The organism is Peptococcus simiae (assembly GCF_046097595.1).
Classification (GTDB): domain Bacteria; phylum Bacillota; class Peptococcia; order Peptococcales; family Peptococcaceae; genus Peptococcus; species Peptococcus simiae.
This window is the reverse complement of sequence record NZ_JBJUVG010000007.1, coordinates 14,761-40,937: the sequence shown is the minus strand read 5'-3', so window position 1 is coordinate 40,937 and position 26,177 is coordinate 14,761. Positions and strand designations below refer to the sequence as shown.

At 54.3% G+C, this 26,177-nt stretch carries 25 protein-coding genes; 8 read left to right on the top strand and 17 right to left on the bottom strand.

The genetic code is table 11. The annotated features are described in order from the left end of the window. Positions 1 to 4: 4 nt before the first annotated feature. The 8 genes from ACKQTC_RS05835 to ACKQTC_RS05800 form a co-directional block, all read right to left on the bottom strand. Complete coding sequence (locus tag ACKQTC_RS05835) at positions 5 to 1,060, bottom strand: hypothetical protein (protein WP_408977494.1); 1,056 nt, start codon at positions 1,058 to 1,060, stop codon at positions 5 to 7. A 4-nt stretch (positions 1,061 to 1,064) separates the two neighbouring features. Next, positions 1,065 to 1,655 (bottom strand): PulJ/GspJ family protein, encoded by a 591-nt coding sequence (locus ACKQTC_RS05830; protein ID WP_408977493.1) that lies wholly within the window; start codon positions 1,653 to 1,655, stop codon positions 1,065 to 1,067. After that, a complete protein-coding gene (locus ACKQTC_RS05825; protein WP_408977492.1) occupies positions 1,652 to 1,972 on the bottom strand; it encodes a prepilin-type N-terminal cleavage/methylation domain-containing protein in 321 nt (106 codons plus the stop codon). The genes ACKQTC_RS05830 and ACKQTC_RS05825 overlap by 4 nt, the downstream gene beginning before the upstream one ends. Before the next feature lie 5 nt (positions 1,973 to 1,977). Next, on the bottom strand, positions 1,978 to 2,412 hold the full coding sequence (locus ACKQTC_RS05820; RefSeq protein ID WP_408977491.1) for a prepilin-type N-terminal cleavage/methylation domain-containing protein: 435 nt from the start codon (positions 2,410 to 2,412) through the stop codon (positions 1,978 to 1,980). Between the two features lies 1 nt (position 2,413). Continuing rightward, positions 2,414 to 2,725: a prepilin-type N-terminal cleavage/methylation domain-containing protein gene (locus tag ACKQTC_RS05815; RefSeq protein WP_408977490.1), complete on the bottom strand. Its 312-nt coding sequence runs from the start codon at positions 2,723 to 2,725 to the stop codon at positions 2,414 to 2,416. 8 nt (positions 2,726 to 2,733) lie between these two features. Further along, entirely contained in the window at positions 2,734 to 3,945 is a 1,212-nt protein-coding gene (locus tag ACKQTC_RS05810) for a type II secretion system F family protein (RefSeq protein WP_408977489.1), read from the bottom strand. 3 nt (positions 3,946 to 3,948) lie between these two features. After that, complete coding sequence (locus tag ACKQTC_RS05805; RefSeq protein WP_408977488.1) at positions 3,949 to 5,433, bottom strand: GspE/PulE family protein; 1,485 nt, start codon at positions 5,431 to 5,433, stop codon at positions 3,949 to 3,951. A gap of 129 nt (positions 5,434 to 5,562) precedes the next feature. After that, positions 5,563 to 6,873, bottom strand: coding sequence for a CBS domain-containing protein (locus ACKQTC_RS05800; protein WP_408977487.1), 1,311 nt, complete (start codon positions 6,871 to 6,873; stop codon positions 5,563 to 5,565). 181 nt (positions 6,874 to 7,054) lie between these two features. Here ACKQTC_RS05800 and trpS point away from each other — a divergent pair, with 181 nt between their 5' ends. The 6 genes from trpS (at position 7,055) to ACKQTC_RS05770 (ending at position 13,552) form a co-directional block, all read left to right on the top strand. After that, positions 7,055 to 8,074, top strand: coding sequence for a tryptophan--tRNA ligase (gene trpS / locus ACKQTC_RS05795; protein ID WP_408977486.1), 1,020 nt, complete (start codon positions 7,055 to 7,057; stop codon positions 8,072 to 8,074). Beyond that, complete coding sequence (gene tmk / locus ACKQTC_RS05790) at positions 8,064 to 8,687, top strand: dTMP kinase (RefSeq protein WP_408977485.1); 624 nt, start codon at positions 8,064 to 8,066, stop codon at positions 8,685 to 8,687. Before trpS ends, tmk begins: the two co-directional genes overlap by 11 nt. A 44-nt stretch (positions 8,688 to 8,731) precedes the next feature. Next, positions 8,732 to 9,412 carry a response regulator transcription factor gene (locus ACKQTC_RS05785; protein WP_408977484.1) on the top strand — a complete coding sequence of 227 codons (681 nt, stop codon included), beginning with the start codon at positions 8,732 to 8,734 and terminating at the stop codon, positions 9,410 to 9,412. After that, the gene (locus ACKQTC_RS05780; RefSeq protein WP_408977483.1) at positions 9,405 to 10,247 is read left to right on the top strand and encodes a sensor histidine kinase; all 843 of its coding nucleotides are present in this window, start codon (positions 9,405 to 9,407) and stop codon (positions 10,245 to 10,247) included. The genes ACKQTC_RS05785 and ACKQTC_RS05780 overlap by 8 nt, the downstream gene beginning before the upstream one ends. A 79-nt stretch (positions 10,248 to 10,326) precedes the next feature. Beyond that, a complete protein-coding gene (locus tag ACKQTC_RS05775) occupies positions 10,327 to 11,004 on the top strand; it encodes an ABC transporter ATP-binding protein (RefSeq protein WP_408977482.1) in 678 nt (225 codons plus the stop codon). Beyond that, on the top strand, positions 10,997 to 13,552 hold the full coding sequence (locus ACKQTC_RS05770; RefSeq protein ID WP_408977481.1) for an ABC transporter permease: 2,556 nt from the start codon (positions 10,997 to 10,999) through the stop codon (positions 13,550 to 13,552). Before ACKQTC_RS05775 ends, ACKQTC_RS05770 begins: the two co-directional genes overlap by 8 nt. Before the next feature lie 53 nt (positions 13,553 to 13,605). Here the strand turns inward: ACKQTC_RS05770 and ACKQTC_RS05765 are convergent, their stop codons facing one another. Beyond that, positions 13,606 to 14,112, bottom strand: coding sequence for an ECF transporter S component (locus tag ACKQTC_RS05765; RefSeq protein ID WP_408977480.1), 507 nt, complete (start codon positions 14,110 to 14,112; stop codon positions 13,606 to 13,608). Between the two features lie 183 nt (positions 14,113 to 14,295). On the opposite strand from ACKQTC_RS05765, the gene ACKQTC_RS05760 reads away from it, so the two are divergent. Next, positions 14,296 to 15,672, top strand: a complete 1,377-nt coding sequence (locus ACKQTC_RS05760; protein ID WP_408977479.1) for an NCS2 family permease — start codon at positions 14,296 to 14,298, stop codon at positions 15,670 to 15,672. Positions 15,673 to 15,719: 47 nt separating this feature from the next. Here ACKQTC_RS05760 and ACKQTC_RS05755 read toward each other — a convergent pair whose 3' ends face one another. From ACKQTC_RS05755 to ACKQTC_RS05730, 6 genes are read right to left on the bottom strand one after another with little or no spacing between them, the layout of a single operon-like run. Then, a complete protein-coding gene (locus tag ACKQTC_RS05755; protein WP_408977478.1) occupies positions 15,720 to 17,060 on the bottom strand; it encodes an MATE family efflux transporter in 1,341 nt (446 codons plus the stop codon). 19 nt (positions 17,061 to 17,079) lie between these two features. Beyond that, on the bottom strand, positions 17,080 to 18,468 hold the full coding sequence (locus ACKQTC_RS05750; RefSeq protein WP_408977477.1) for an ABC transporter ATP-binding protein: 1,389 nt from the start codon (positions 18,466 to 18,468) through the stop codon (positions 17,080 to 17,082). Then, positions 18,456 to 19,145: an energy-coupling factor transporter transmembrane component T family protein gene (locus tag ACKQTC_RS05745; protein ID WP_408977476.1), complete on the bottom strand. Its 690-nt coding sequence runs from the start codon at positions 19,143 to 19,145 to the stop codon at positions 18,456 to 18,458. Before ACKQTC_RS05745 ends, ACKQTC_RS05750 begins: the two co-directional genes overlap by 13 nt. Then, positions 19,145 to 19,723 carry an MptD family putative ECF transporter S component gene (locus tag ACKQTC_RS05740; protein WP_408977475.1) on the bottom strand — a complete coding sequence of 193 codons (579 nt, stop codon included), beginning with the start codon at positions 19,721 to 19,723 and terminating at the stop codon, positions 19,145 to 19,147. Before ACKQTC_RS05740 ends, ACKQTC_RS05745 begins: the two co-directional genes overlap by 1 nt. A gap of 11 nt (positions 19,724 to 19,734) precedes the next feature. Further along, on the bottom strand, positions 19,735 to 21,456 hold the full coding sequence (locus ACKQTC_RS05735; RefSeq protein WP_408977474.1) for an ABC transporter ATP-binding protein: 1,722 nt from the start codon (positions 21,454 to 21,456) through the stop codon (positions 19,735 to 19,737). Beyond that, positions 21,440 to 23,194 carry an ABC transporter ATP-binding protein gene (locus tag ACKQTC_RS05730; protein ID WP_408977473.1) on the bottom strand — a complete coding sequence of 585 codons (1,755 nt, stop codon included), beginning with the start codon at positions 23,192 to 23,194 and terminating at the stop codon, positions 21,440 to 21,442. The genes ACKQTC_RS05735 and ACKQTC_RS05730 overlap by 17 nt, the downstream gene beginning before the upstream one ends. 199 nt (positions 23,195 to 23,393) lie before the next feature. Here ACKQTC_RS05730 and ACKQTC_RS05725 point away from each other — a divergent pair, with 199 nt between their 5' ends. After that, on the top strand, positions 23,394 to 24,344 hold the full coding sequence (locus ACKQTC_RS05725; protein WP_408977472.1) for a helix-turn-helix domain-containing protein: 951 nt from the start codon (positions 23,394 to 23,396) through the stop codon (positions 24,342 to 24,344). A gap of 75 nt (positions 24,345 to 24,419) precedes the next feature. On the opposite strand, the gene nadE is transcribed toward ACKQTC_RS05725, so the two are convergent. Together nadE and ACKQTC_RS05715 are read right to left on the bottom strand one after the other, a co-directional pair. Continuing rightward, on the bottom strand, positions 24,420 to 25,205 hold the full coding sequence (gene nadE, locus ACKQTC_RS05720; RefSeq protein WP_408977471.1) for an NAD(+) synthase: 786 nt from the start codon (positions 25,203 to 25,205) through the stop codon (positions 24,420 to 24,422). Positions 25,206 to 25,214: 9 nt separating this feature from the next. Beyond that, a complete protein-coding gene (locus tag ACKQTC_RS05715) occupies positions 25,215 to 26,123 on the bottom strand; it encodes a LysR family transcriptional regulator (RefSeq protein ID WP_408977470.1) in 909 nt (302 codons plus the stop codon). Positions 26,124 to 26,177: the final 54 nt, after the last annotated feature.

Below are 26,177 nucleotides of genomic sequence, written 5' to 3'. Positions count from 1 at the left end.
CCTCCTATGGGGCGAATGTAATCATCAATTGAAAGTGCCAGCGGCCGTCCTTTTCGCCGGCCTCTAAGAGGCGAACCTGGTCGACCTTACTCAGGCCCTCGACCTTGGCACAAAAGGTCTTAAGCCGGTCCTGAGAGGGAGCCTCGCCGGTGAGGGTTAGCTGCTGACCTTCCCCCTGCCAGTGGTTGACCACTATATCCGGTAGGGTTGCCGCATAAATTTCTTTGAGCCCGCCAGCAAAGGGAACCAGGGCCTCCATCGAAGCCCCTTGGCCGGCCTCATGGATAGGCGGCTGGGCAAGCTGGTCAGCCAGGCGGTTGGCCTGCCAGTGCAGGAGGACCAGACTGAGGCTGCCAACCAGGACCAGGGCCGCCAGCCCAATCCATAACCGTTTTTGGGTCGTCGGGGTCAAGGGTAGGGTGGTGCCGGGCAGGCCCGCCGCCCCTTGGGGTCCTTCTCCCTTGGTCTCCCGCAAGCCATCATCCGTCAGTAGGCCAAAGGCCTGGAGGGTCTCTTTAGCCTGGCTGATACGGTCGCTTTGGTCCATGGGCAGGAAAAGCGCCCCAAAGCCCTCGACCTGGGCAAACCACCTGCCAAGGCCACCGCCTTCATAGTAGCCGCTGCCATCAGGCCAGCCGGCACTGTAGTAAAGGTCTTCAGGCAGGAGCCGGTAGCCCCGTATCTTCAACCTGTCTTGAAGGGGCAGGGGGTTCCGCATATGGCAGAGGCTGTATAGGCTTAGATGGCTGCCGGCTGCCAACTGCCGGTAGTAGATCCAACCACCGGGACCGGCCTTGAGATGACCGGCCCGGTTTATGAGCATGTCTTGGCAGCTTTCGGGGCTGGCCGCACTGGGAACCGTCACCAGCTGCCAGTTACAAAAGTCAGCCGGTACCAGGACAAGGGACTGCTCTTTATCCGACTTGAATCTAAAAGGACCAGGGCCTTGCCTGGTTTGGTCCGCTTGGTCCCCGGGCGGGTCCTGGCCCGCTGAGGGATAAGGAACCCTTTTCCACTGGCCCTCTACTTGGTCATACAGCCATGTATCTTGGTTTGGCACACCCTCACCTCCCTAACTGAAATACTTGTTTTTGACGGACCCCCTTACCTGAAGGGGTCCGCCCGACCAGTTCCACTTCCAGGGCCGTGACCAGGTCTGCCTGGGCCGTCTCCTGACCGTTTTCATCTAAGTAGCGGACCTGGAACCCCTCTTTCGTCATGCCCGCATTCAGGGGCTGGCGGTCACTCCGGCCCAGAGTATCCTTGTGCTGGGACCGATAGACGACATAAGCCCCGGCCAACCGGTCTTCAGCCGTGCGGCGGGTATTTTCGTTCAAGCCATATTCAATATAATACCGCTGGGTCTCACCAAAGTTAATCGGGGTCCGCTTGGCCAGCCGTTTGTACAGGTAGACCCGGTTGGCCGCCAGGGGTGCATCATCCCTCATCGGGTGGACCCCGTCTGCCTCCCGGCAGTCTGTTGCCAGCCGGGTCATGGCATAGGTCATTTGGTCCCGCAGGAGGACCTCTTCCTCTATCTGGCTGCTCATCCGACTGAATTGCCCCAGAAACTGGCTGGCCATCAAAAGGACAATCCCGCTGATGACCAGGGCCACCAGGGCCTCTATAAAACTGAAGCCGGCCCGCCGCTTCATGATTCCACCTGCCGTAGGGTTACCAGTTCCAGCGGGTCATCCGGCCGGTCAAGGGTCACCGATACCACTTCCATGCCCGGCACTTCAGCAAAGTCTTTCACTTCCAGGCGATAGGCCTCCCCACTCCTGAGAGTTCCCTCCCCTGCCTCGCCCTGGTCCAGGAGCCTGACTAGGTCTCGGTCCACTTGGTCGGCTTGGCTAATCCGGTCCTCCCAACGGCTCATCTGTCCCAGGGTCGGTAGCAGGCCAAGAAGGAGGACGGCCAGGATAAATAAGGCCACAATCACTTCAAGGAGGGTGGTCGCTTTTTTTCTCATAAGAACTACCTCCCGGGGTATATTTGCCGGTAGTAAATCCGCCCAACGGCGTCTACAATGATATACCTTTGCTGACGGTTATACTTGAGAGTAAAGGTGGAGGGAAAAGACCGGGAGCTGTCCCGGTTCTCCTGCTGAAAGGTCAGGCTGCCGGACTGGTAGACCCTGCTTTTCAGCTGGACGACTTGGTCCGGCCGGTCATTATCCCGAAAGCGGATGGTGTAGCCGTTGGGCTGGGTCCGGACCTCTGCATAGCCGCCCTCCCGGGCCACCTGGAGTTGGGCCGTCCGCAGGTCCTGGTAGAGCTTCATCCCCTCCTGGTCAATCATCTTTTGCGCCAGAGGGACCTGCATGGCCGGCATAATCATTAGGATCAGCAGGGACATAATCAAGAGGACCATGAGGCACTCAACGAGCGTAAGGGCCCTTCGTTTCTTCATATCATTCCGTCTCCCTCGCTAGAACGACCGGCCGGTCCCCATCCCAGTAGCAGGCATAGGCCTGACCGGTCCCCGGGTCTGTCAGGGGCGCCTTTAGGTAACCCTTCTGGACCAAGGTCGCCTGGTCGGATGCCAGGACGCCATCAGCCGCAGCCACTTCCATTGCCGTTACCAGTAGCGCCCGGTCTGCCTCAATCCGCTGGTCCCTTTCTGTTTGAACCAGGCCGCCCAGGCGCAGGGCCAGGAGAAGGACCAGGGTAGCCATAATGGCTAAGACAATCAAGACTTCCGGCAAAGTCACTGCACGTTTCATAAGCCCTCCTATCCAAGAAAACGGTCATAGGTGCCGAGCAGGGGCAGGAAAAAGAGCAGGGCCACCGCCAGCACCATAGCACCTAACAAAACCACCGCCACGGGCTCGATAATCCGCATGAGAAAACGCTGCTCGATGTCCAGCCGGTCCCTATAGTAGTCTGCCGTTTGCAGGAGGGCATCCGGCAGATTCCCCGCCTGTTCTCCGGCATAGAGCAGGGTTCCCGCCAGGTCCGGGACAAAATCCAATTGCCCGACGGCCCTGCTGAGGGGCTGGCCGCTGTAGAGGTCCTTGACCACCTGGCCGATGCCCTCCTCGATAGGCCTTAAGTGCTGCCGTTTGCTCAAAAAGTACAGGCCCCTTTCCAGGCCGACCCCGGCCTGGAGCAGCCGCCCCAGACCACCGGCAAAAGAGATATACAAGCGCCAGGCTAAGAGGCGGTTGAGGCCGGGCACCTGTCGCAAGAGCCCCTGGCCCCATTTTCTGGCTTCAGGCTGGTGAAGCAACCACAGGCCGCCGGCCAAAAGCACCAGAGGTAGGGATAAGGCCAGAGCTAAGGCCGGTCCCGGGCTGGTAAAGAGATGGTTCAGACCGGCTAAGGGCTTCAAGGCTAGAGGCAGGGCCACCCCCAATTGGTCGTAAGTCCTGGCCAGGGTGGGCAGGATAAGGAAAATCAATAAATTAAAGAACAGGACCAGGAGTAAGAGCACCAGGGCCGGGTAGAAAAGTTGCTGCTGAAGGTTTTTCCTGAACCGCCGTCTTTCGGCCAATTCATCGGCTGCAGCGACCAGGGCATGGCTTAGGTCCCCGGTTAAGTCGCCGATTTCCAGCCAGTCGCCCACTTCCGGCGGTAGGTTTAGGGCCGAATTCCGCCAGGCCAACTGGATAGGCAAGCCCTTACCCAAGCCCCGGAGGAGGTCCTGGCAGATTATCTTGCTGTACCGTTTCGGGGCATCCTTTTCCAGGTAGGTCAGGGCCCGGGTCATCGGGATGCCGCTTTTCAGCATAAAGGCCAACTGCCTCAGCAGGAAAATCAGGGCCTCTTCATCAATGAGCAGCCAGCGCTTGGCCCGGTCAATCAAGCTCAAGGGTTCTTCCCTTAAGAGGTAGTAGCCCTCTGCCTGGAGCAGATCTGCCAAGGCCGTTACCGAGGCAGCCGCCTTCTCCCCTTCCTGGACCTGACCATCGAGCCGCATGGCTGTATACTTGAAGATTTTCATGATCTACCTCCCGGGTGAGGACTGGTCAGCCGGGCCTTCAAGAATCTCCAAACCCAGTTTTAAGGCGATGTCCTCTTCCATAGGCAGGAAACCCTTTTCAAGGGCCTGCCGGCGCAGGTCCGCCCCGGACAGGCCGGCCCGGATACCCGCCCGATCTGCCTCATCCGGCACCCAACATTCTTCGACAATGGCCAGCCCCGCCCCGTCCCTTCCTGTCTGGCAGGCATCCCCCGGTCTTTTTCTGGGCAGGAGCCTTTGGTTTTGACTGGCCAAGAGGACTGAGGCGATAAGGTCCCGGGAGACACCCAGGTCCAGGAGCCGGTGAAAGACGGCGTGGGCATCGTAGGCATGGAGGGTGGTCAGCACCAGATGGCCGGTCAGGGCCGCCCGGACGGCAATTTGGGCCGTTTCCGCATCCCGCAGTTCCCCCACCAGGATGACATCCGGGTCCATCCGCAGGATGCCCCGCAGGGCCCGGGGGAAATCCAGGTCCCGGCTCAGGTTGACCTGGATCTGGTTAACCCCCGACAGGTCGATTTCGACCGGGTCTTCAATGGTATAACAGACCAGGCCGTCATTCTTTAATTCATTTAAAAGGGTGTATAAGGTAGTGGTTTTACCGCTGTTGGTCGGCCCACTTAAAATAACCAGGCCATGGGGCGACTGGACCAACTGGCGTAAGTGGGCCGCCCTTTCCGGCCTGTAGCCCAGGCTGACCAGGGACCGACCCTGCCAAATGGCCGGCAGGAGTCTGAGCACCAGTTTTTCACCGTTTTTGGTGGCCAGGGAGGCCACCCGGACGTCAATCAGCTGCTGGCGGTAGCGGATGTTGAAGTGCCCGTCCAAGGGCAGGATATGCTCACCAATATCCATCTGACCGGCCAATTTGAGCCGGTTGATCATACTTTCCGCATAGGCCCGGTCCAGCTGACAGAGGGTCTGCATCTCCCGCTGACAGCGGATCCGGACCAGCAACCGGTCGCCAGGCTCAATATGGATGTCGCTGGCCTCTGCCGCCAGGGCCGCGATCAGGACTTGGCTAATGAGGTTTTCAATATTAGCGCCTGGGGCCGGCTGGTCCAGGTCCAGCCAAACCGGGCGCCCTCCGGCTGGCGGCCTGGACTTCTGAGGAGCCAGCTGCTGCCACAAGGCAACGTGGATAGCCGTCTCCTCGGTCAAAGCCAGGGCTAGGTCATCGCCGGGCAGATCGGACGGGCGGGTCCTGGCGGCAGTAACCAGGTAGCGGACACCATCCACCCGGGCCTGGAGGTAGCTGCCGGCCAGCTGGTCTTGAAAGTCATCCGTCAAGGCCAGAACCTCCCCATCAGCCAGGCTGACATAGGGTGCCCCATAGAAGGCTTCAAAGCTGGCTGGCCAGTCAGCGGGCAAATGATTTTCGGCCCAAGGCCCTAGGGCCCCCCCGGCCTCCTGGTAGGCCTTCATGTGCGATGGGTAAGCCTGGGCGATCCATTGACCAAAGTCCGTCATATCTGCGCTCCCTCCCTGCAATTTACTTAATTATCTGTTATTTTTATCTTACCAAGCTTAGGCCCCTTTGGCAACGTTTGTCGAAAAGAAAGACCCTATGTTTACGGGAATAAACATAGGGTCTTTGATTTACTTTTCTCGATTGGTTAGGGAAACCATGGACAGGGCTAAAACGACATCGTTTTCAGAAACAACCCTGATATTACCAATATATTCCCCCTGCCGCTTGGGATAGAGCTCTACAATATTTCTAATGGTCATTCCTTCAACAATGGGCTCATACAGCTGGATGCTCTGCACTTCCGGCTGGCAGACGGCATTAAACATCACCCGGCAGCCCACCGTTGCCGTTTGGGCACAGATAGAAGATAGGCTCCCGATGCTCATTTCACCATACTCATCCAGCATGAAGTCCGTCACCAGGCCGCTAACCTCCACTTGCGGAGTCCGCTGGGTTAATTCAAAGCCACTCAAGAGAACAATATCAGTGGTATCCCCAAATTGAGGCTGCTTTTGGGTGCTCTGCAGGGCCACAATAATATCCTGCCGGGTCACGACACCGGCCAGGCTATCGTCAAGGGAAACCACCGGCACAATCTCTGTCCCTTCCAGGACAAAGAGCCGGGCCAGGTAGCTCATGAGGTCATCGGGCTTGGCCAGGAGGGGGTTGGGGTCCATGGCATCCCCAATCCGGGAATAGGGCTCCCGGTTGGCCAGCAAGCTGGCGGTGACAATACCCGCCAGTTTCCCCTTTTCATCCACCACCGGAAAGTGGGTGTGGCGGGTTTGCTTGCAGAGTTGGAAGTAGTCCTCAATATGGTCATCGACCCGTAGGTAAGCCGGCTCCTCCGTCATGATATCCGCGACCATGACATAGTCCCGCCGTTTCACCCGCTCAAAAATCGTCTGGTTAATTAAGGAAATCAGTTCAAAAATATCATAAGGACAGGAAACGATGACCTGGTCTTCATGGAGGCGCGGAAAAACCTGGTCCCCGGTCCGGCTGTCATTGCCTAAAAGCAGGGGAAAGCGCTTGTCAAGGGCCGCCTTAACCACCTGGTCCTGTTTCAAATCTGTAATAATCATCGTCTGCGGATGGAGCCGGTCATTGTTCAAATCCTCCGGCGACAGGGCCACCAGGTAGGACTTGGGCACCTCTTCCCGGTGCTTCTCCCCATGGAGGATCCGCCCCTCCAGGAGGAGGCTCAGTTCATAGTAAGTCAGGGTGTCGATGGTCCGTTCCTTGTTTTTTTCAATCCGAAGGGTCCCGACCTTGGGTATAGAAGTCACATAGCCCTGGTTCTCGGCGTCCTTAATAGCCCGGTAAACCGTCCCTTCGCTGACCCCTAATTCCCGGGCCAACTGTCGGACAGATACCTTTTCACCGACGGGTAAGGATTCAATATGTGAAATAACCTGTTGATGTTTCGTTTGTTGCATAGGTCCTCCCATTTATCGCTATTCATTTCTCATGGCCACCTACAGGCTAGGAAATCGCCACACTTAACTGTACTATATCACAATCCAAAATTTCTGTCTATGTATGAATAGCCGCCATTTGACAAAGGGACTAGGCAACTTTATACTATTTTTATGACTATATTTAAGCGAGGAGATAGATATGACCAGCCCTAAAAAACGCCTGCTGACCGGGGACCGTCCCACCGGCCGCCTCCACATCGGCCACTACGTCGGCAGCTTAGAAAACCGTGTTCGTCTCCAGGATGAATACGATAGTTTTATAGAAATTGCCGATATCCAGGCCCTCACCACCCATTTCAAGCGGCCGGAACTCATTTCCGAAAGCATCATGCAGGTGGCCATGGACAACCTCTCCGTTGGCCTGGACCCGAATAAGGTCACCATTTTTTTACAGTCACAAATTCCCTCTATTGCGGAAATGACCATTTTCTATTCCATGCTGGTGACCATGAATGTCCTGCGGCAGAACCCGACTGTCAAGTCCGAAGCCGCCAACTACGGCTATGAAGATATGACCTATGGCTTTTTTGGTTACCCCGTTAGCCAGGCAGCGGATATCACCTTCTGTGGCGCCCACCTGGTCCCTGTTGGCGAAGACCAGGCCCCCCACATCGAACTCTGCCGGAAGCTGGTCCGCCGCTTCAATGACCTCTATGCCCAAGATGACCCCTTCCTGGTGGAACCGAAAATGCTCATCGGCGACTTCCCCCGTCTGCCCGGTTTAGACGGCAATGCCAAGATGGGCAAGAGCCTGGGCAATGCCATCTACTTATCCGATTCGGAAGAGGACCTGCGCAGCAAAGTCATGACCGCCGTCACCGACCCCTCCCGGATCCATAAAACCGACCCGGGCCACCCGGATATTTGCGTGGTGGCCACCTACCATAGCGTCTTCTCCAAAGACCAGTATGAAGACATCTGCGACCGGTGTAAGGCCGGAACCATTGGCTGTGTCGCCTGTAAAAAAGAGCTCTTCAGTAACCTCAACACCCTCTTAACCCCCTTTAGGGAAAAGCGGGCCTATTATGAAAGCCATTTAGATGAAGTCCGCGACATCATTGCCGCCGGTAACGACCGGGCCAATCAAATTGGCGATGAAACCAGCCGCCGGATGAAAGAGGCCATGCACCTGGTCCCCCATTTAGCTAATGAAGACTGAAGTCAGCCCCCTATTCATCGTTTTTGAGGGCATTGACGGCAGTGGCAAGTCCACCCAGTTGGCCCGCCTGTCCGACCGGCTCACCGCTGCCGGCATCCCCCATAGCTGCCACCGCGAGCCCACCGATGGGCCCGTCGGCCGCCTATTGCGCCGGGCCTTAAGCAAAGAAATCGACCTGGATGAACTCACCCTGGCCCTCCTCTTTGCTGCCGACCGCAGCGAGCACGCCTTGCTGGTCCAAGCAGAACTGGCCGCCGGCAGGACCGTCCTCTGCGACCGCCACCTGCTCAGCTCCCTGGCCTATAACGCCCCGGACCTAGATGGCCAATGGGTCCATAGCATCAATGCCCCCATTCGTAGCCGGGTCCGGCCGGATATTACCTTCCTCTTCGACCTCCCCGTCGACGAGGCCCTGACCCGGGTCAGCAGCCGGGGCGAAGGGCGGGATCACTATGAAAAGCGGGAGGTTTTACAACAAGTCCGGGACCGCTACCTCTACTGGGCCGACCAACTGGCCGACCCCATCCTCCGTCTAGACGCCAGCCGGCCCATCGACAGCCAAACCGAAAGCCTGATCCAGTATTTGAAAGACCAGCACCATATGCCGCTTTAACCCAATCCCGCCTCGGCGGGATTTTTTGTAAAGGATGATCTCCCATGACTTCCCTGCTCATCATTGAAGACGACGCCTACTTGGCCCAGGGGCTAGCCACAGCCTTGGCGCCAGAAGTAGATACTGTATTCCATGCCGCCAACTATGTCGAGGCGGTCACCGCCTTGAAAGACCATCAGCCCAGCCTTATCTTATTGGATATCCAGTTACCGGATGGGTCCGGCTTTGACCTCCTCCCCTTGGCGCAACTGGAAGCCGACCGGATCATCTGCCTAACAGTCAAGGATGCCGAGTGGGAGATTGTCCGGGCCTTGGAAGCCGGCGCCCATGATTATTTGACCAAGCCCTTCAGTCTGGCTGAATTACGGGCCCGGGTCCGGGCCCAGCTCCGCGAGTTAACGCCTAATCGCCATTACCGGGATGGCTACCTCCAATTGGACTTCAACCAGCTGGTCTTTACTGTAAAGGCTAGCGACTTATCCTTAAGTAGCCAGGAAATCCGTTTTCTCAGCCACCTGCTGGCCGCCGGTGGCCAAACGGTCAGCCGCCCCGCCTTAATAGAAGCTGTCTGGCCTATGGACCAGGCTGGCGGTGGCGACAATGCCTTATCCATGTTGGCAGCCCGCTTGCGACAGAAAATTGAACCCGACCCTCACCAGCCCCGGTATATTCAGACGGTACATGGCCGCGGCTACCGCTGGGGAGAGGAAGGCCCCCATGTTTAAACGCAGAAAGAGAGAAGACCGGCTGGCGCGTTTAGTGGATGCCATCAGCAGAGGCCAGCCCTTTTCCGTCACTTATAATGAAAGCCTTAGCTCTGCCTTAGAATCTCGCCTGATGGCGATTTGGCGGCGGCAGGAATGGCAAAAAGCCCAACTGGCCGAAGAAAGAAACCGGTCGGCTGCCTTAATTGCCGATATTGCCCACCAGTGCAAGACCCCCTTGGCTAACTTGCAGCTTTACAGTGACCTCCTCTCTGAAGCCCCCTTAGCCGAAGCGCAAGCAGCCCAAGTGGATGCCCTCCTAGCACAAACAGAAAAGTTGACCTTTCTTTTAGATGCCTTATTAAAGGGGGCTCGCCTGGAAGCTGGCCTGATAACGACCAAACCGGAAAAGGCCGCCCTCTTCCCCCTTATCCGGCAGGCTGTATCAGCTAGCCAACCGGCAGCTAGGGAGAAGGGGATTCGGATTAAAGTAGAGGCGCCGGAAACCTTCGCCTGCTATGACTTAAAATGGACTGCCGAGGCCCTGGCTAATGTTCTGGATAATGCCATCAAATACGCACCGGCAGAAAGCCTGATCCAAGTGGCTGTCCTCCCCCTCTCTTTTTATACACGTATTGATGTGACCGACCAAGGCCCCGGCATTATCCCTGGTGAAGAAGCCTATATTTTTAACCGTTTTTATCGGTCAGCCAGCGTTCACCAAAGCCCGGGCGTTGGCCTGGGCCTCTACCTCGCCCGTGAAATATTAGCTGCCCAGAAGGGCTACATAACCGTCCAGAACGTGCCGGGAGCCTGTTTTTCCCTTTATTTACCTAATCAAGCTGAATCTGTCTAAAGTGACAGATTCTTTTTTTATCCTGTCACCCTCCAGCCTGTCTGTCCTGCTATGATAAGGGTAGAAAGGAGTGACATTGATGTATATTTTAGAAACCCATGACCTCTGTAAAACCTACCACCAAGGCCAGCACCCTGTCCACGCCCTTATAAAGGCTAACATCCAAGTCAAAACAGGTGAGTTTGTCTCTATTGTTGGTCGCTCCGGCAGCGGGAAGAGCACCTTGCTCCATTTGCTGGGCGGACTGGACCAACCGACCGCCGGCCAGGTTTTTATTAATAGCCAGGACTTATATGCCTTATCCAGTGATGAACGGTCCATTTTCAGGCGCCGGGAAATTGGTTTTGTCTTTCAAAATTACAACCTTCTCCCCATGCTCACCGTCCGGGAAAATATTCACCTCCCCCTGGACTTGGACGGAGCCCCTTATGATACCGAGTACCTGGACCAAGTCTACCAGCTCTTAGGCCTAAATGAGTTGAAACACCGTTTGCCCAGTGAGCTTTCCGGCGGCCAGGCCCAGCGGGTGGCCATCGCCCGTGCCCTGGCTGCTAAGCCGTCCATCCTCTTAGCTGATGAACCTACCGGCAACCTAGACAGCCGGACCAGCCAGGATGTCCTGGCCCTCTTAGCTCGTACCCGTCGAAACCTGGGTCAAACCATTCTGATGATTACCCATAACGAGGCTGCAGCCCAATTGGCTGACCGTATCTTGCACATTGAAGATGGCCAGGTCGAGGTGGCAGCCCATGTCTAGCGTGAAGAATAAAAAAGTCCTGGCCCGGTTGGCCTGGGCCCGGATTCGGGCGGAGAAAGGCAGAACCGGCCTAGCCATCTTCGCCATCATCCTGACCGCCCTCATGCTCTCCGCCATCTTTACCCTTCTTTTCGGTGCCAACCAGGCCATGGAAAATGACCAGTTCCGCCAAGTCGGCAGTACGGCCCATGGAGAATTAAAAAACCTTTCTAATGAAGAGTTAAGCCGGCTTCAATCTTCACCGGCCTTTGAAGAGACCGGCCTGCGAGTAATTGCAGGCTTAGCCGTCAACCCCGGCTTGGAAAAAACCCAGGTAGAAGTGAGCTATATGGATGATCAGGCCGCCCAGTGGTCCTTTATCAAGCCGACTAGAGGCCATTTACCTCAAGCAAAGACCAAGGAGATTGCCCTTGATGAAGAGGTCCTAAAAAACCTAGGTCTACCAGCTGACCTCGGCAGCCCTATCCCCCTGGACATCCACATTGGCAAAAGCACCATCCGGGAAACCTTTACCCTAAGCGGCACCTTTCCCCATGAAGATAAAGTCTTGGCCTACCAGGCCCTTATTGCCAAAGACCAGGTCAGCCAGCTACTAGAAAAGGCCCACTTGCCCGAGGATGAATCCCTGGGTTTAGGCAAAAACCAACTGAGTGTCAAGCTCCGCTCCGCCCGTCATATCGAAGATAGCCTCCAAGAGGCCATCCAGGCCGCCGGCTACCAATCTAGCCAGCCGGACCAGGCGGATTTCATTGACTACGGGGTCAACTGGGGCTATACCCAGAGTAAGTTAAGCCAGATGGATGACCCCATCGTCGCCTTTGGTCTCCTCTTTATTTTACTAGCCGTAATAGCCTGTAGTGGTCTGGTCATTTACCACATCTTCCTTTTTTCTGTCAGCGATGATATCCGCTTTTACGGCTTATTAAAAACCATCGGTACTACCCCCCGACAATTACGTCGGCTGGTCCATCTAAAGGCCCTCTTTCTCGCCTTAGCTGGCATCCTGCCGGGGCTGGTTGCTGGTTGGCTGATCGGTAGCTTGTGCTTGCCCAAATTGCTCTCCCTCATCCAGTTAGACCTCGATTTTACCCTGGTGGCTGACCCCCTTATCTTCCTCATGGCCTTCCTATTTACCCTGGCCACCGTCTACCTGGCCACCATCGGCCCCGGTCGACTGGCCGCTAAAGCCGCACCCATTGAAGCCGTCAAATTTCAAGACCTACACTTATCTGCCAAGCGTCGGTTCCGGTCCCGGCCCCTCTCAGCTGGTCGCCTGGGCCTGATTCAAGTCCGGAGCCATCGGAAACGGCTCCTTTTAACAGCCCTGAGCCTAGCCCTGACCCTTTGGCTATTTACCAATGCAGTTAATTTATCCAATAGCTTCAGCGAGGATAAATACCTGTCTAAGATTCCCACAGACTTCGTCATCGCTGATGCCCGGCTCTTTGTTCCGGCCAGTAGCCATACAGCCCCGGCCCTGACCGACCAAGATATCCAGGCCATCCAGCCCTTCTTGCCTCAAGAAAGCTGGGGGGCAGTCTACCTGCCTAGCCACTCCGCCAGTGAGCAACTGCCGGCCAAGGACCTCCGCCGCATTTACAAGGAAAATTACGGTTATTCCGATGAAGACCTAAAAGCCTATTTAAAAGACGTCAGTACAGACGGCCAGGCCGCCAGTCCGATCCAGCTCTACGGCATGACCAACTTTACCCTGCAGAAGGCCCAGGTCTTGGAAGGTGACTTGGCTCCCCTAGCAGACCCCGAGCAAAAGGCTATTGCAGCTATTATCCGCCTGGATGATTACGACCAGCCCATCGAAAAAAGCCACCGCTTGCGTACCGGTGACCAGGTCCAGGTCTGCCTTGGCCCGCCAGACGGAGCTAGATTTGAAAGTTATACCGTCTGTGCAACCCTGGCCCTGCCCTATAGCCTGACCGCCCGCTATCAATTTGCCGAAGGCTATGTCCTTGATGCCGCCGCCCTCCAAAAGGCAGACCCCTCAGCCCAAGTCCAGCTCCTGGCCTTTGATGCCCCTAAAAAAGACCAGAGGGATATAGAGGATGGACTTAAGCGCTTATCCGCCACCACCGCCCTGGGTTATGAAAGCAAGGCCGGGGCCCGGGCAGACTTTATCCGCCTGCAAAAGACCCTAAGCCTCTTCACCGGCCTAATCGTTGCCGTCATGGCCACCATTGCCCTGGCCAACTACATCAATACCGTCCTAACCGGCCTACTTGTCCGGCGGCGTGAATTCGCCCTCCTCCAAGCTGTCGGGATGACCAAAAAGCAAGTCTACCAAATGGTTGTCACAGAAAACCTACTCACCCTCGGCCTGGCCATTGCCTTAGCCTTCTTCGGCCTACTGGCCAGCAACAGGCTGATTACCGAGGCCGTCAATGGCGCCGTCTGGTTCGCCGATTGGCAGGCCTCCCTAGTCCCCCTCCTTTATGTCTTGCCCTTCTTCCTGGCCATCGCCCTTCTTTTACCCCTCTTTGGCCTCCGCCGCCAGCGAGAAAGTCTCATGGCCATCCTCAAAAAAACCAGCTGACATACCCAAGGCATACAAAAGCCACAGCAAAGAACCTCTGCTGTGGCTTTTTCTTATCTGCTGGGCAGGATATGCATTTCTTGCAGCCCTTTTTCCAAGGCCAGAGACAGGAGATAGGCTAAGATGGCCCCTGCTGCCCCTTGGCCTAGGTTAGCCAGGTAGGAGAGGGCTGCCGGGTAGAGACCTACAAGGATGATTTCAAAAATAAAGTAACCAGTGGCCATGACCACGGCCCCGACCAGGACAGCGATGATCCGTCCAGTCGTGGTTGGAATTTTTTCAAAAATGATCCCGCAGACAAAGCCTTCCAGCCCCTTAACGACCAGGGTCACCGGGGCATAGACATAGCCGGTCAGGATATCGGCCAAGAAAGAACCCAGGCCCCCGGCCAGCAGGCCTCCGGTCCGCCCCATGGTGAGGGCCGCTGCCAGGAGAACCGCATCCCCCAGGTTCAGGTAGCCCTTAGTTAAGGGAAAGGGAATCCGGATCACCAGGGTACCGACACAGGTCAGGGCAATAAAGACCGCATACAGACTCAATTTTTTCGTGTCTAACTTCATATCTACAACCTCCTTACATATTGACCTGAGTGTACCATATCCACCTCCGATCAAAAACCGCCAATTGGCCTATATTTATACCGACCACTTTGGCAATCTTTCTCTTTTTTGACATGGACAAAATCTATCCCTTATGTTACGCTTTCCAAGTAGAATTTTAGAAATCGTAACAAGGAGGGTCATATGTCATCTCAAGAAAAATCTGCTTCATTTTTGGTGCGGCTTTTTCCGTTGCTGGGCCATAAAAATATCCCCTGGCGCCGGGAAATCCTAGCCGGTCTCACCACCTTTTTAACCATGAGCTACATCATTGCCGTTAACCCGCAAATTCTCGGGGAAACCGGCATGGATCCGGGGGCTCTTGTCACCGCAACCTGTTTGGCCGCTGCCATTGGTTGTTTTTTAATGGGCTTTATTGCCGACTTGCCCTTTGCCCTGGCCAGCGGGATGGGCTTAAACGCCTTCTTCGCCTACAGCGTGGTCATCAAGCAAAGCATTCCCTGGGAAGTTGCCCTGACCGCCGTTTTTATTGAAGGTATTATTTTTATCTTTTTAACCCTTTTCAAGGTCCGTGAAGCGGTCGTAAACTCCATTCCCCAGAATATGAAACTGGCAGTAACCGGTGGGATTGGCCTCTTTATCGCCATGGTCGGCTTCAGCTCCAGTGGTCTAATCGTCCAAAACGATGCCACCATGGTCTCCATGGGCGCCTTCCATGTCACCACCATCATTACCTGCCTGGGGGTCCTCTTAATTGCCGTTCTGGATAAACTCAACATCCACGGGTCTATCCTCATCGGCATTGCCTCCTGCTCCATCCTGGCCTGGGTCTACGCCATCGTCAGCCCTAAGGCCGCTGCAGACCTGGGCATTTACTTGCCCACCGGGATTCTGAAATTTGAATCCATTAGCCCCATTGCCGGAAAACTGGCCTGGGGCCACCTCCTGGATTTTGAAATGTTCCAGAGCCTCTTCATCATCATCGTCACCTTCTTATTCGTTGACTTTTTCGATACCGTTGGGACCCTGGTAGGCGTCAGCACCAAGGCCGGCATGCTGGATGAGCAGGGCCGGGTGCCCCGGGTGGGCCGGGCCCTCATGAGTGACGCCCTGGCCACCACCGCCGGCGCCGCCTTAGGGGTTTCCACCGTTACTACCTTCGTCGAAAGCTCCACCGGCGTCCTGGCCGGCGGCCGGACCGGTGTCACCGCCATTACCACCGGCTGCTTCTTCCTGGCCGCCATGTTCTTCTCCCCTATCTTTATCGCCATCCCCGCCTGTGCCACCGCACCGGCCCTCATCTATGTCGGCTACCTCATGTTGACCTCTGTCAAAGGGATTGACCTCTTTAATATCACCGAAGGCATGCCCGCCTTCATTACCATCGCCGCCATGCCCCTCACCTACTCCATCGGTGACGGTCTGACCCTCGGCGTCCTGAGCTATGTTTTTATCAACCTCATTTACAACATCTTCGCCCCCAAAGAAAAACGCGAACCGGTCAGCTGGGTCATGATCATCCTAGCCGCCCTCTTCGTTGTCAAATTCATCTTTATGTAAGCAAGATAAAGCGGCTGCCATTCAAGTAAGAATGGCAGCCGCTTTTTTTATGACTGGCCCATGGCCTTCAGTTCTCGGACCATAAGGGCTAGGGCATAAATGATAACAAGTAGATCCACCAGGGGTTCGGAAAACCATACGGCAGGGACCCCAAAGAAGATGGGCAGGATAATCATAGCCGGCACAAAAAGGATGAGCTGTCTCAGCATAACAATAAGGCCGGCTTTTTTGGCGTTACCGATGGACTGAAAAAAAGTAATCGCCATGACCATGACTCCGTAGAGAATAAAGATCGAATAAAAGAGTCTAAAAAAGCCAACCCCTTCAGCAATAATCTCCGGTGCAAGGCCAAAAAGACTGAGTAGGTCCGTTGAAAAGACCAGGGCCGGTAGCCAGAAAATCCCGGCTAATACCAAGCCACCGAGGCAAAAGACCTTCATGGCTGCACGCACCCGTCCATATTTTTGAGCCCCGAAGTTCGTACCTACCACCGGCTGCAGCCCCTGACTCATCCCCCATAGGGGAATGAAGGAAAAGGCGTAGATCCGTAAAGACGCCGCCATTAAAATACCGTGGCTTTCGCCACCATACTTAAAGGCCATTTTATAGAGCAGGCTTTGTTGCAGCATAAAGAGAATTTGCATCATCATAGCTGAAGCCCCAACAGCAAACATGGCCTGCCGGATCTCGGCATCCGATTGAATCCGGTGGATTTTAACCACCTGACTCCTTTTTGCAAAGTAATAATAGGTGACGCCAGCCTGCAGGACCTGGGCCAGGACAGTGGCCAGGGCCGCCCCTTCAATGGCATAAGCCCCCATAGCCAGCATCAAGATGGGGTCTAAAGCAATATTGATGAGGGCACCGCCACCCATGATCAGCATGGCCTCCTTCATTAGCCCTTCACCCCGCATAACCATATTTGCGGACTGGGTAAAGTTCACAAAAAAGGAGCCAAGAAAGAGCACCCGTAAATAGCGAATCCCAAGGGCCTTGATCTCTCCCTCGGCCCCCACCAGGCTTAAAAATGGCGGGGCCAAAAGAATCCCGGCCACCGTAATGATCACCGAAAAAGCAAGGACCCAAAAGATGAGGTTACCCATAATCTTATCAATGGTTTTCTTGTCTCCAGCGCCAATAGCCCGCGCCAAAACCGAGGCCGATCCAATCCCGATAAGCGTTGACACCCCACTATTCACAAAGGTTAGCGGTAGCGCAACCCCACAGGCAGCCATAGCTGCTTGTCCAATGATTTTGCCGGCAAAAATACCATCCATAAAGGGGTATAGGCCAATCACCATCATACCGATAATGGCCGGTACAGACAGTTGAATCAACAGGTCCAGGGGTCTTTTCGTCAGCAACTGGTCTTTAATGCTTTCTTCCATATTTTTACCTCTTCACTTTTTATAAGGCATAGTCTTCCATATTAATAAGTCGGTCTGCTGTTCGGTTCAGAAATTCTTTATCATGAGAAATAACCAGCACGATTTTCCCTTGTTGGGCGACTGCCTTAATTAAGTGACAAAGGTCCACCATATGGTGCCAATCCATGCCGCTGGTCGGTTCATCAAAGGCAATAATGGGGCGGTCACTTAAAAGGGCTGAGGCAATCGCCACCCTTTGCTTTTCACCGCCGGAAAGGCTCATAGGGTGCCGGTCTGCCAGCCGGGCCAGGCCCAGCCGGTCTAAAATCCGCCCTTGCTCTACCCGGTCAATATTTTTTAAGCCAAGGCTGACCTCTTTATCAACGGTTTCTGTAAATAGCTGGTGGTTGACATCCTGCATCACCAGGCTGGCTAGGGCCAACCGCTGACGCTTGGAGACCCGCTTGCCCTTAAAGTAAACGATATCCCCTCTGCCCCCTTCCAAGCCCAATAGGATCCTCAAAAAAGTCGATTTGCCGGCGCCATTATGGCCAATAATCCCGTAAACACAAGCCCGGTCCAAGCCCAGGCCCTGGATGGCAAAGCCGGTTCCGGTCCCCTTGAACTGACGCTGGAGCTTTTTAACAGTCAGGTCTCCTGTCAGCTGGGGCCGTTGAAGCCGTTTAAGCGGGGTATCCACCGGTGACCTCAAGCCCCTGGCTTGACGGTCCTCTTCAGACAGGCCGATAAAGGCCTCAGCGTAATAAGTCTCAACCAACCGCCCATCCTCAATAAGGCAAACCCGGTCTACCACCGGCATGAGGTAGTGGAGCCGATGTTCTGCAATGATCAAGGTAACCCCTCGAGCTTTCAGGGTCTGCAACATATTCGCCAGAACCCCTGTATACCTGTCATCTAAGTTAGAAGAGGGTTCGTCCAAAACAATAATCGGTGTACCGCTGATATAGGCCGCTGCAAGACTCAAGACCTGCTTTTCCCCACCAGACAGGCAAAAGATATCCCGGTCTAAGAGATGGCGGATGGGAAAAAGGGCCAGCATCTCTTCTAGCCGGTCTTGAATTTGCTGGCGAGCTATCCCCTTGTTTTCCAAATAAAAGACCAGTTCCAAGGTGGTATCAACATTAAAAAAGTGGGTCTTGGGGTTTTGAAAAACACTGGCAATCCACTCAGCAATCTGGTAGACCTCCATCCCCTTGACCGATTGACCGGCAAGGGAGATATCCCCGGATAGGGAGGCCCGGTCATAATGACGGGCCAAGCCATTTAAGCTGCGAAGGATAGAGGATTTCCCACAGCCACTTTCTCCGGCCAAGAGCAGGCATTCGCCGGCTGCCAGCTGGAAGTCAATCCTCTCCAGGCTCTTCTCCTGCCCGGGATAGGTTAAGGAAAGGCCCTTTACTTGAACCATAGCCAGCCTCCTATCACCAAGCCCATAACCCCTGCCAAAAAGATAACATCTATACCCTTGCTGCTGACCTCTCGGTAGCGGGTCTTTACGCCCGGCCTGGCAATGCCCCGGGTTTCCGCTGCCATCGCTATATCATCGGCCAGGGTCGAGGAGATGACTAAGAGGGGCACGGTCACATACTCTGCATACCTAAGGGGATGCCTTAGGCTGATCCCCCTAATTTTCATGGCCTGACGAATATGACGATGGTCTTCCTTAAAAGAAGGGAAAAAGCGAAACATCACAGCAACGGGAATGCTGAAGGCAGCCGGTACCCGGCATTTATCCATGGCAGATAGGATATGCCCGACATCCGAACTCTTTATCAAGAACTTACCGGCGACAAAGGGCAGGTAGAACATCTTAGCCACAAGCAAAAGGGCTACGAACATTTTTATGCCACTAGGCAAAGCCATCACCCAATCAAAGCCGGGCAAAAAATATAGCACTGAAAAATAAGCAGGTACTTTGACCGCATCCAACCTATAGCCATTCAGCCAAAAGAAAAGGGCCAGCCAGCCGGCTACCCCCCAGCCGAAAAAGCCGATCGGGTGCAAAACCGTAAAACTGATTAAAACAGTGCCGCAAAGCTTACTAATGGGGTTTGGATTGAAAAAATCCTTTACCGTCTGAGCCACTAGATAACCCCTGCTTTAGCAAAATGCTTTTTCAGCATGGCCCGGCCAATAAGGGCCCCCAGCAAGGCACCGACAAAGGCCCCCAGGTAGACCAGGGCCATATGCGGATAGGTAATCAATCTTTCTAAGCCCTTCACATAATCATCTCCCATCATGGCACACATCTCTAAGTACTCTTCCTTAGCCAAGAGCATTTGCATTAAAGACCCGCAAATCCAAGTGTTAAAGACCCCAAAGGCCAGGGCATCGGCCTTGAAGGACCGGTAGGATCCGGCCCGGCGGATCAACTCTGCCACCAGCATCACCACCAGGGCATGAACCGGTAAAACATAGGTATGCCCCATGGCAAACATGCCCAAGGGTGTGATCATCCCTAGGATAAAGAGGGCCCAGGGCTTGGGCACCTTGGCCATAAAAAGCATAATCAAGACGCCGCTAACAAGGCCCAGAAGGGTCGGGTAAAGCAAAAACAGAATAGGCACCATTCCAATCATGCCCAGCGCAAACATTAAAATGAAATAAATAACAGCAAAAATCCCAATGGTCACTAAGTCCTTGACCTTTAATTGTTGCTTCATGAGTCTCCCTCCTAATAAACAAAGGCTTCTGCCAAACGATTTTTTTCCAGCAGATTTTGATAGGTTGGTGATTGTTTGGCCAATTCGGCATGGCTGCCGGTGGCTTCGACGCGGCCGGCGTCCAGGACGACGATTTTATCCACCTTTTCAATGGACTTGAGTCGGTGGGAGATGATGATGACGGTTTTATTTTGAATCAGCCGGTTCAGGCTTTCCTGGATGGCCTTTTCATTGGTCACATCCAGGCTGGCGGCGATTTCGTCCAGGATGAGGATGGGGGCATCTTTTAGGATGGCCCGGGCAATGGAGAGGCGTTGACGTTCGCCACCGGAAAGTTCGGCGCCGTTTTCGCCAATGGGGGTGTCGAAGCCTTGGTCTAGGCGGTTGATAAAGTCCATACACTGGGCGGCTTCGGCGGCCTGGCGGACTTCTTCATCTGTAGCATCCGCCCGACCGATCCGGATATTCTCCATGACGCTGCTGTTAAAGAGGGTCACGTCCTGGAAGACAATAGCAATATGGCTAAAGAGGGTCGATGCGGCAATGGTCTTGATATCCTGGCCGCCGATGGTAATCTTCCCGCCGTCATAGTCATAGAGCCGGGACATGAGCCGGAGGATACTGGTCTTGCCGCACCCGCTGGCCCCGACCAGGGCGGTGACTTCTCCCTGCCGGGCTGTAAAGCTGACCCCTCGCAAGACGGGGTTATCCCGGTCATAGGCAAAGGTAACATCTTGGAAGGCCAGGTCAAAGTTGGTCAGTTGGATGGCTTGACCGGCCTGGGCCGGTGTCTTGCGGATCTCCTTAATCCGGTTGACCCGGGGGCCAATATGCAGCATTTCCAGGTAACCTTCTTTAGAGGCGTCTATGGCTTCTTTCACCTTAATGGCGGCCAACAGGTAGCCCAGGAGGTAGAGGAGGGAAATATCGCCAACTATGAGCCGGTTAATCCCAACCACCATAACAACCCCCAGGGACACATAGGAAAAGAGATTGGAAAGGCCCATGGCCAGGAGGCTTTTGGCCTCGGTTTGGATATGGATTTTTTCGCTTTCATCCATTTTTTGGAAGAGGTCCGCCCTGACGCGGTCAACCAGGTTAAAGCTTTTGATTTCCTGCTGGAGCTCTATGGTTTCCTGGAAGGCTTCCGAATTCCGTCGCAAAATATCGTAGTAGCCCTTGTTGCCGGTGCTGACCATTTTACGTGAGACCGGTAAAAGGATAAAGCTAAAGAGGAGGGGCAGGACCACCGCCAGGCCCAGTTGCCAATGGCCGATGATCATTAAGATGGACATCAGCGGAAAGAATATCGCCATAGCCATGGCCTTAGGGATGGAATGGCTCAGGGCGTGTTCAATGGCTGCCACATCTTCCATAATGCTTTGGGAAAGGTCGGACAGGTCATGCTTGAAAAAGTAGGACAAGGGCAGGTCAGCCATTTTTTCGGCCAGTTCCAGGCGCAGGTTGGCACTTTCCCGGTAGGTGGTGTTATACATCCGGTCGTATTCCACCCGCATCAGGAGATACATGGCGATGAGGGTCAGGATAGAGATGCCGGTATAGATATAGGGGTTGCGGGCGTGACCTAGGACCAGGTCATCCATAAAGAGCAAGAGCAAAAAGGCCGGCACCATATTGATGCAGTAGACCCAAAAACAGGCCCGGGTGGCCTGGACCAGGTCACTGGCCCCGGCTTCGGTCAGGGCAAAGGTATTCTTAAAGAAGGTTTTCATAACCGACCCTCCATTCATTGGCCTCTTGGTAGAGGTTCATAAAGTGTTTATACCGGCTGTCCCCTACCATAAGGGTGGCATCGGTCCCCCGTTCAACAATTTCCCCGCCCTCCAGGACCAGGATTTCATCTACGGCCCGAATGCTGGACAGGCGGTGGGCAATCATAATGACCGTTTTCCTCTGCATAAGCTGTTTAAAGGCCTTTTGCAGTTCATGCTCATTATCCGGGTCAATGGCAGCGCTGGCCTCATCCATGATGATGATCTTGGCATCTTTCAAGAGGGCCCGGGCAATGGCGATCCGTTGCTTTTCGCCGCCGGACAGGTAAACACCGGCACTGCCAATCCGGGTATTTTCCCGGTCGGGAAACTTATCTAAAATGCTGTCACAGCCGGCCAGGTGCAGGGCCTCCAGGACCTCGGCCCGGCTGGCATCGGGTTTGGCCAGGGCCACGTTCTCATAAATGCTTTGCTTAAAGAGCTTAGCATTTTGAAAAACAAAGGCGATGGTTTCAATAAGGGCCGCCTGCCGGTAGCTTTCCAGGGGCTTGCCACCGATTTTAATCTGCCCACCATCGACAGCGTAAAAGCCGGAGATGAGCTTGGCTATGGTCGACTTCCCGCTGCCGGACCCGCCGACCAGGGCATAGGACCGGCCCTCTTTCAGGCTAAAGCTAAGGTCCTTAAAGACCTGCTTATCCTTATAGGCAAAGTCCACCCGGTCAAATTCAATATCATAGTTGTCAAAAACGTCTTCATGGCCAAAGGTCAATTGGTCTTCCTGCATGGCGGTATAGAGGGTTTCTAAGCTATCGACTGCATAATTGGCCTGGAAATCATAGGTAGACACCCACATGACCCGCATAAAGGCCACAAAGAGGACGCCGCTAAAGAAGAGGACCATCATCAGGTCCACAGCCAAAAGAGCCGGATTGCCGAGGGTGCTGACAAGAAAGGGCAGGGGAACCATTAAAAGGGCCAGCAGGCCGAAGAAAAGCCACTGGTAGATGACATAGGGCCCCTTGCAGCTTTGGCTGTAATCATAGGCATATTTGGAATAATCCTTAATGGCCTTATAGAGGGCCTTGAAGGAATCCACCCGGGCGCCGAATATTTTGACCACCGGCATCCCCCGGACATATTCCACCGATTCCGCACTCAGGGTAGCCAGGGCCGCCTGGTAAATTTTCATAAATTCCTTCTCGCCCATCATGGCCTTGAGCAAGAGTCCGGCAGAAAGGGTTAAAAGGACCAGGACCAACCCTACCCGCCAACCCACAAAGAAGCTGGCAATTAAGAGTAAAAGCGGCGATAAGATGGCCTGGGTCTGGTCAGGAATCAGGTGGGCCACAGCCTGGTGGGTCTGGGCCGCATTGTCGTCAATGGTTTTGCGGATAGCCCCACTGGGGTGGAGGTCAAAAAAGCGGAAGCTAGCCCCGGCCAAGCCCTCAATCCCGTGCTTCCGTAAGTTGCTTTCCAAGCGAAAAGCCAAAACGTGAGAGCAAGCCCCGGAAGCTATGTAAACCAAGGCTCCCAGGGTTAAAAAGACGACTGTCCGGGCCGCATAGGATCGAGCCAGGGCCAGGTCTCCGGCCACCACCACACTGTCTAAAAAGCGATAAATCAAATAATAGCCGTAAACCGTTGCCACAGCCGACAGGGCAGAGCAAAGGATGGCCAGGACCCCCCACCCCCTTTTCTCCTTGGCATAGCGGAACAATTTTTTATAGGTCTTCATAACTACCTCCTAAACTATTCTATTTAGACGCCGCTCAGCCCGCGAACCTTCTCTAGCCGACCGACGGGCTTGGAGAGAAAGTCTCTACAAAGGCCTTTATCCAAATAGATTGTACTCCGCTAACTTATTTGTTACAATATGATTAGCGAATTAAGGTCTAACTGAGATAGTGTCTAATCGTGACAGAAAGGAGAAAATCATGAAGTCCTTTGACGACTTAGTGGCCTGGTACCTGGACGATGCGGCGCCAACCGGCGCTGTCTTTTCGCCGGCCGGCAAGGCCTTCACTGCGGACCGGGAAAACTACCGGGGCAGATATTGGTACTACGACACCCAAGACTTTACCATCGATATTCACGACATGGCCATCAAAAAGGACTACGTTGAATCCATCAGTGAAGACCTGAGCGAATACGTCCTCCTCTCCTCGGCCTACATCATCAGTGGCAGTGGCGAATGGCTGGATCCCTACCAGGTCATTGAGCCGGACTCCCTTTTTATCTTTGATACCACCCTGCCGACCGACCGCTGCCTCATGCACGGTGGCTCCCTCTATAAGGCGGTAGGGGTCCGTTTTAAAGAAAGTATGATGGCTAAGGTAGGCTTGACCAACCGTTTTAGGAACAAGGACCAGCTCATGCGAATCTTTTACGACACCCGGATGGAAATCATCCGGCCCATCCGCAAGCTGGCCCTGGATATCCTCCATTGCCAGATGGATGGCACCTCAGCGGACTTATTCTTTAAGGCCAAGGCCCACGAATGGCTGGCCATCAGCCTGGATGCCTATGACCGCCACAAAAATAAGCGGCCCCTGCCGGCCGGTGACCAGGTCGCCATTGAAACCGTTGCCCGCTACATCCAGGACCACTATGCCTTTGACATCAGCCAGTCCTTTTTAGAAAAACTGGCTGCCATGAGCGGAACCAAGCTCAAGGCCTGCTTTAGGGACCGCTACAATATGAGCATTACCGAGTTTACCCAGCGCAAGCGGATGAATATTGCCGAAAACCTCCTCCTCACCACGGACATGGCTATCGCCGATATCGCCAAGGCTGTTGGCTACCAGTCGCCCAGCCGCTTTAGCCTCTTATACAAACGCTACAAAAATGCTTCGCCCAGTGCCGTCAGAAAAATCGCCAACCAATAAAAAAGCGTCCTAAGCCGGTGCAAGCTGCACACGTGCTTAGGACGCTTTTGCCTGTTAGGAAACCTTTGCAGGTCTTTAGTCATTTTTATAAATGCCCGCGATATCATCGGCCACAATGGGTAAGCCGCTGTGGAACATCTCGATGGGCTTGAACTTAAAGCGACTGGCCCGGTGGAGGTGGTCAATTTGCGCCTTCACCGCTGGGTCTTCACAGACACCGGTCCGGATATAGCGGTTTAAGTCTGCGTAGCTAAAGCCCAGGACGTCTTCATCGGTCTTCCCGGTCAGGCCATCGGCCGGGGGCTTTTCTACAAACCGGTCAGGCAGGCCGAAAAGCCGGCCCAACTGGATGACTTCATCGGTGGTCAGGGTGGCCAGGGGTGAAAAGGCCCCGGCGGTATCCCCATAAATGGTGGCATAGCCGACCCAGTCCTCGGACAAGTTGGAGGTATTCCAGACCACCCCACCCAGGGTTTGGGCAACCGCATAGAGGACCGCCATCCGGACCCGGGGCGGGAGGTTGAGGCTGGCCTGCCGGCTCATAGGCCCGACGGCCTCTTCCACCGCTGCGGTCAAGGCCTGGCCAGCCGGGGCAATATCTATTTCATGGTGGCGGATGCCCAGGTGCCGGCATAGGGCCCGGGCCACATCAATATCGGCCTGGTCGCCATAAGGCATGAGGACCCCTGTCACCTGATCCTTCCCGCACACCCGGACAGCCAGGGCTGCGACCACAGAAGAATCTTTACCACCGGAAATGCCGATAACAGCCTGGTCACTGCCAATGACGGCCATCCGGTCTTGGCACCATTTTTCCAGGTCAGCAGCCAGCTGGCTAAGCCTTTCTTTTCCTAAATCCATGTCGGCCTCCTATAAGTAATTCTCCAGGGTAGCACTAAAGTTTTCTCTCAACCGCTTTTCATCTTCACTGGCTTTTTTGTTATAGACCATGTAAAGCTGAAAGGTGATGTCTTTAATATTCAGGGGAATATGGACACAATCATTAAAAATGCCCCGGCGAATGTAGGGCTGGAAGGAATAAATCATGGTATTCCCTTCGTTCAATAACTCTCGGCACATATTATAATTATTTGTAGACAAAAGAATATGGAGGTCAACGACATTTTGCAAGGCATGCTCGCCTTTGGGACCACCGGTTTCAAAAATAATGAAGGGGTAGTCGGCAATGGACGTGAGGCTTAAGTGATGCTGGTGGGCCAGGGGGTGGCGGGGACTCATGGCAATATAAATCGGGTAAGACTTTAATAATTTAAGCTCAACATTTTGCGGAATATTATCCACAAAGTAGCGCAGGGAATTGGCAATAAGGACAAAGCCCACATCACCGGGGTTTTGGGCCACTTCTGCGACAATATCATCCTGGTACCTTTCCTGCAAATACACCTGCACCTTGGGGTGGGTGTGCATATAGTCCACATAGACCGAGGGCATGAGGGAGATAGAAATCATCGGTGACAGGTGGATATTGAGTTTTCCGGAAAGCGAATCCAATGGATTAAGGCCGCTAGCATTCAGTTGGTCCAGCATTTGCCCATACCTGGCCACAATGGCCTGGGCAGCATTGTAGACAATAACCCCTTGTTCGGAAAGCGTTACCCCTTTTTTGGTCCGGTTTAATATGGTAAAGCCCAGCTCATCTTCCAGGCTCCGCAGAGACTGGTTCAGGCTCTGCTGGGAGATAAAGATCTTCTTGCTCGCTGCATTAATCGAACCGGCACGACAGACTTCAATTAAGAACTCTAACTGCTCAATTTTCAAGGAACATCACCATCCTAAACAACTTAAACCTATAGACTGCTCAATCTATTATAA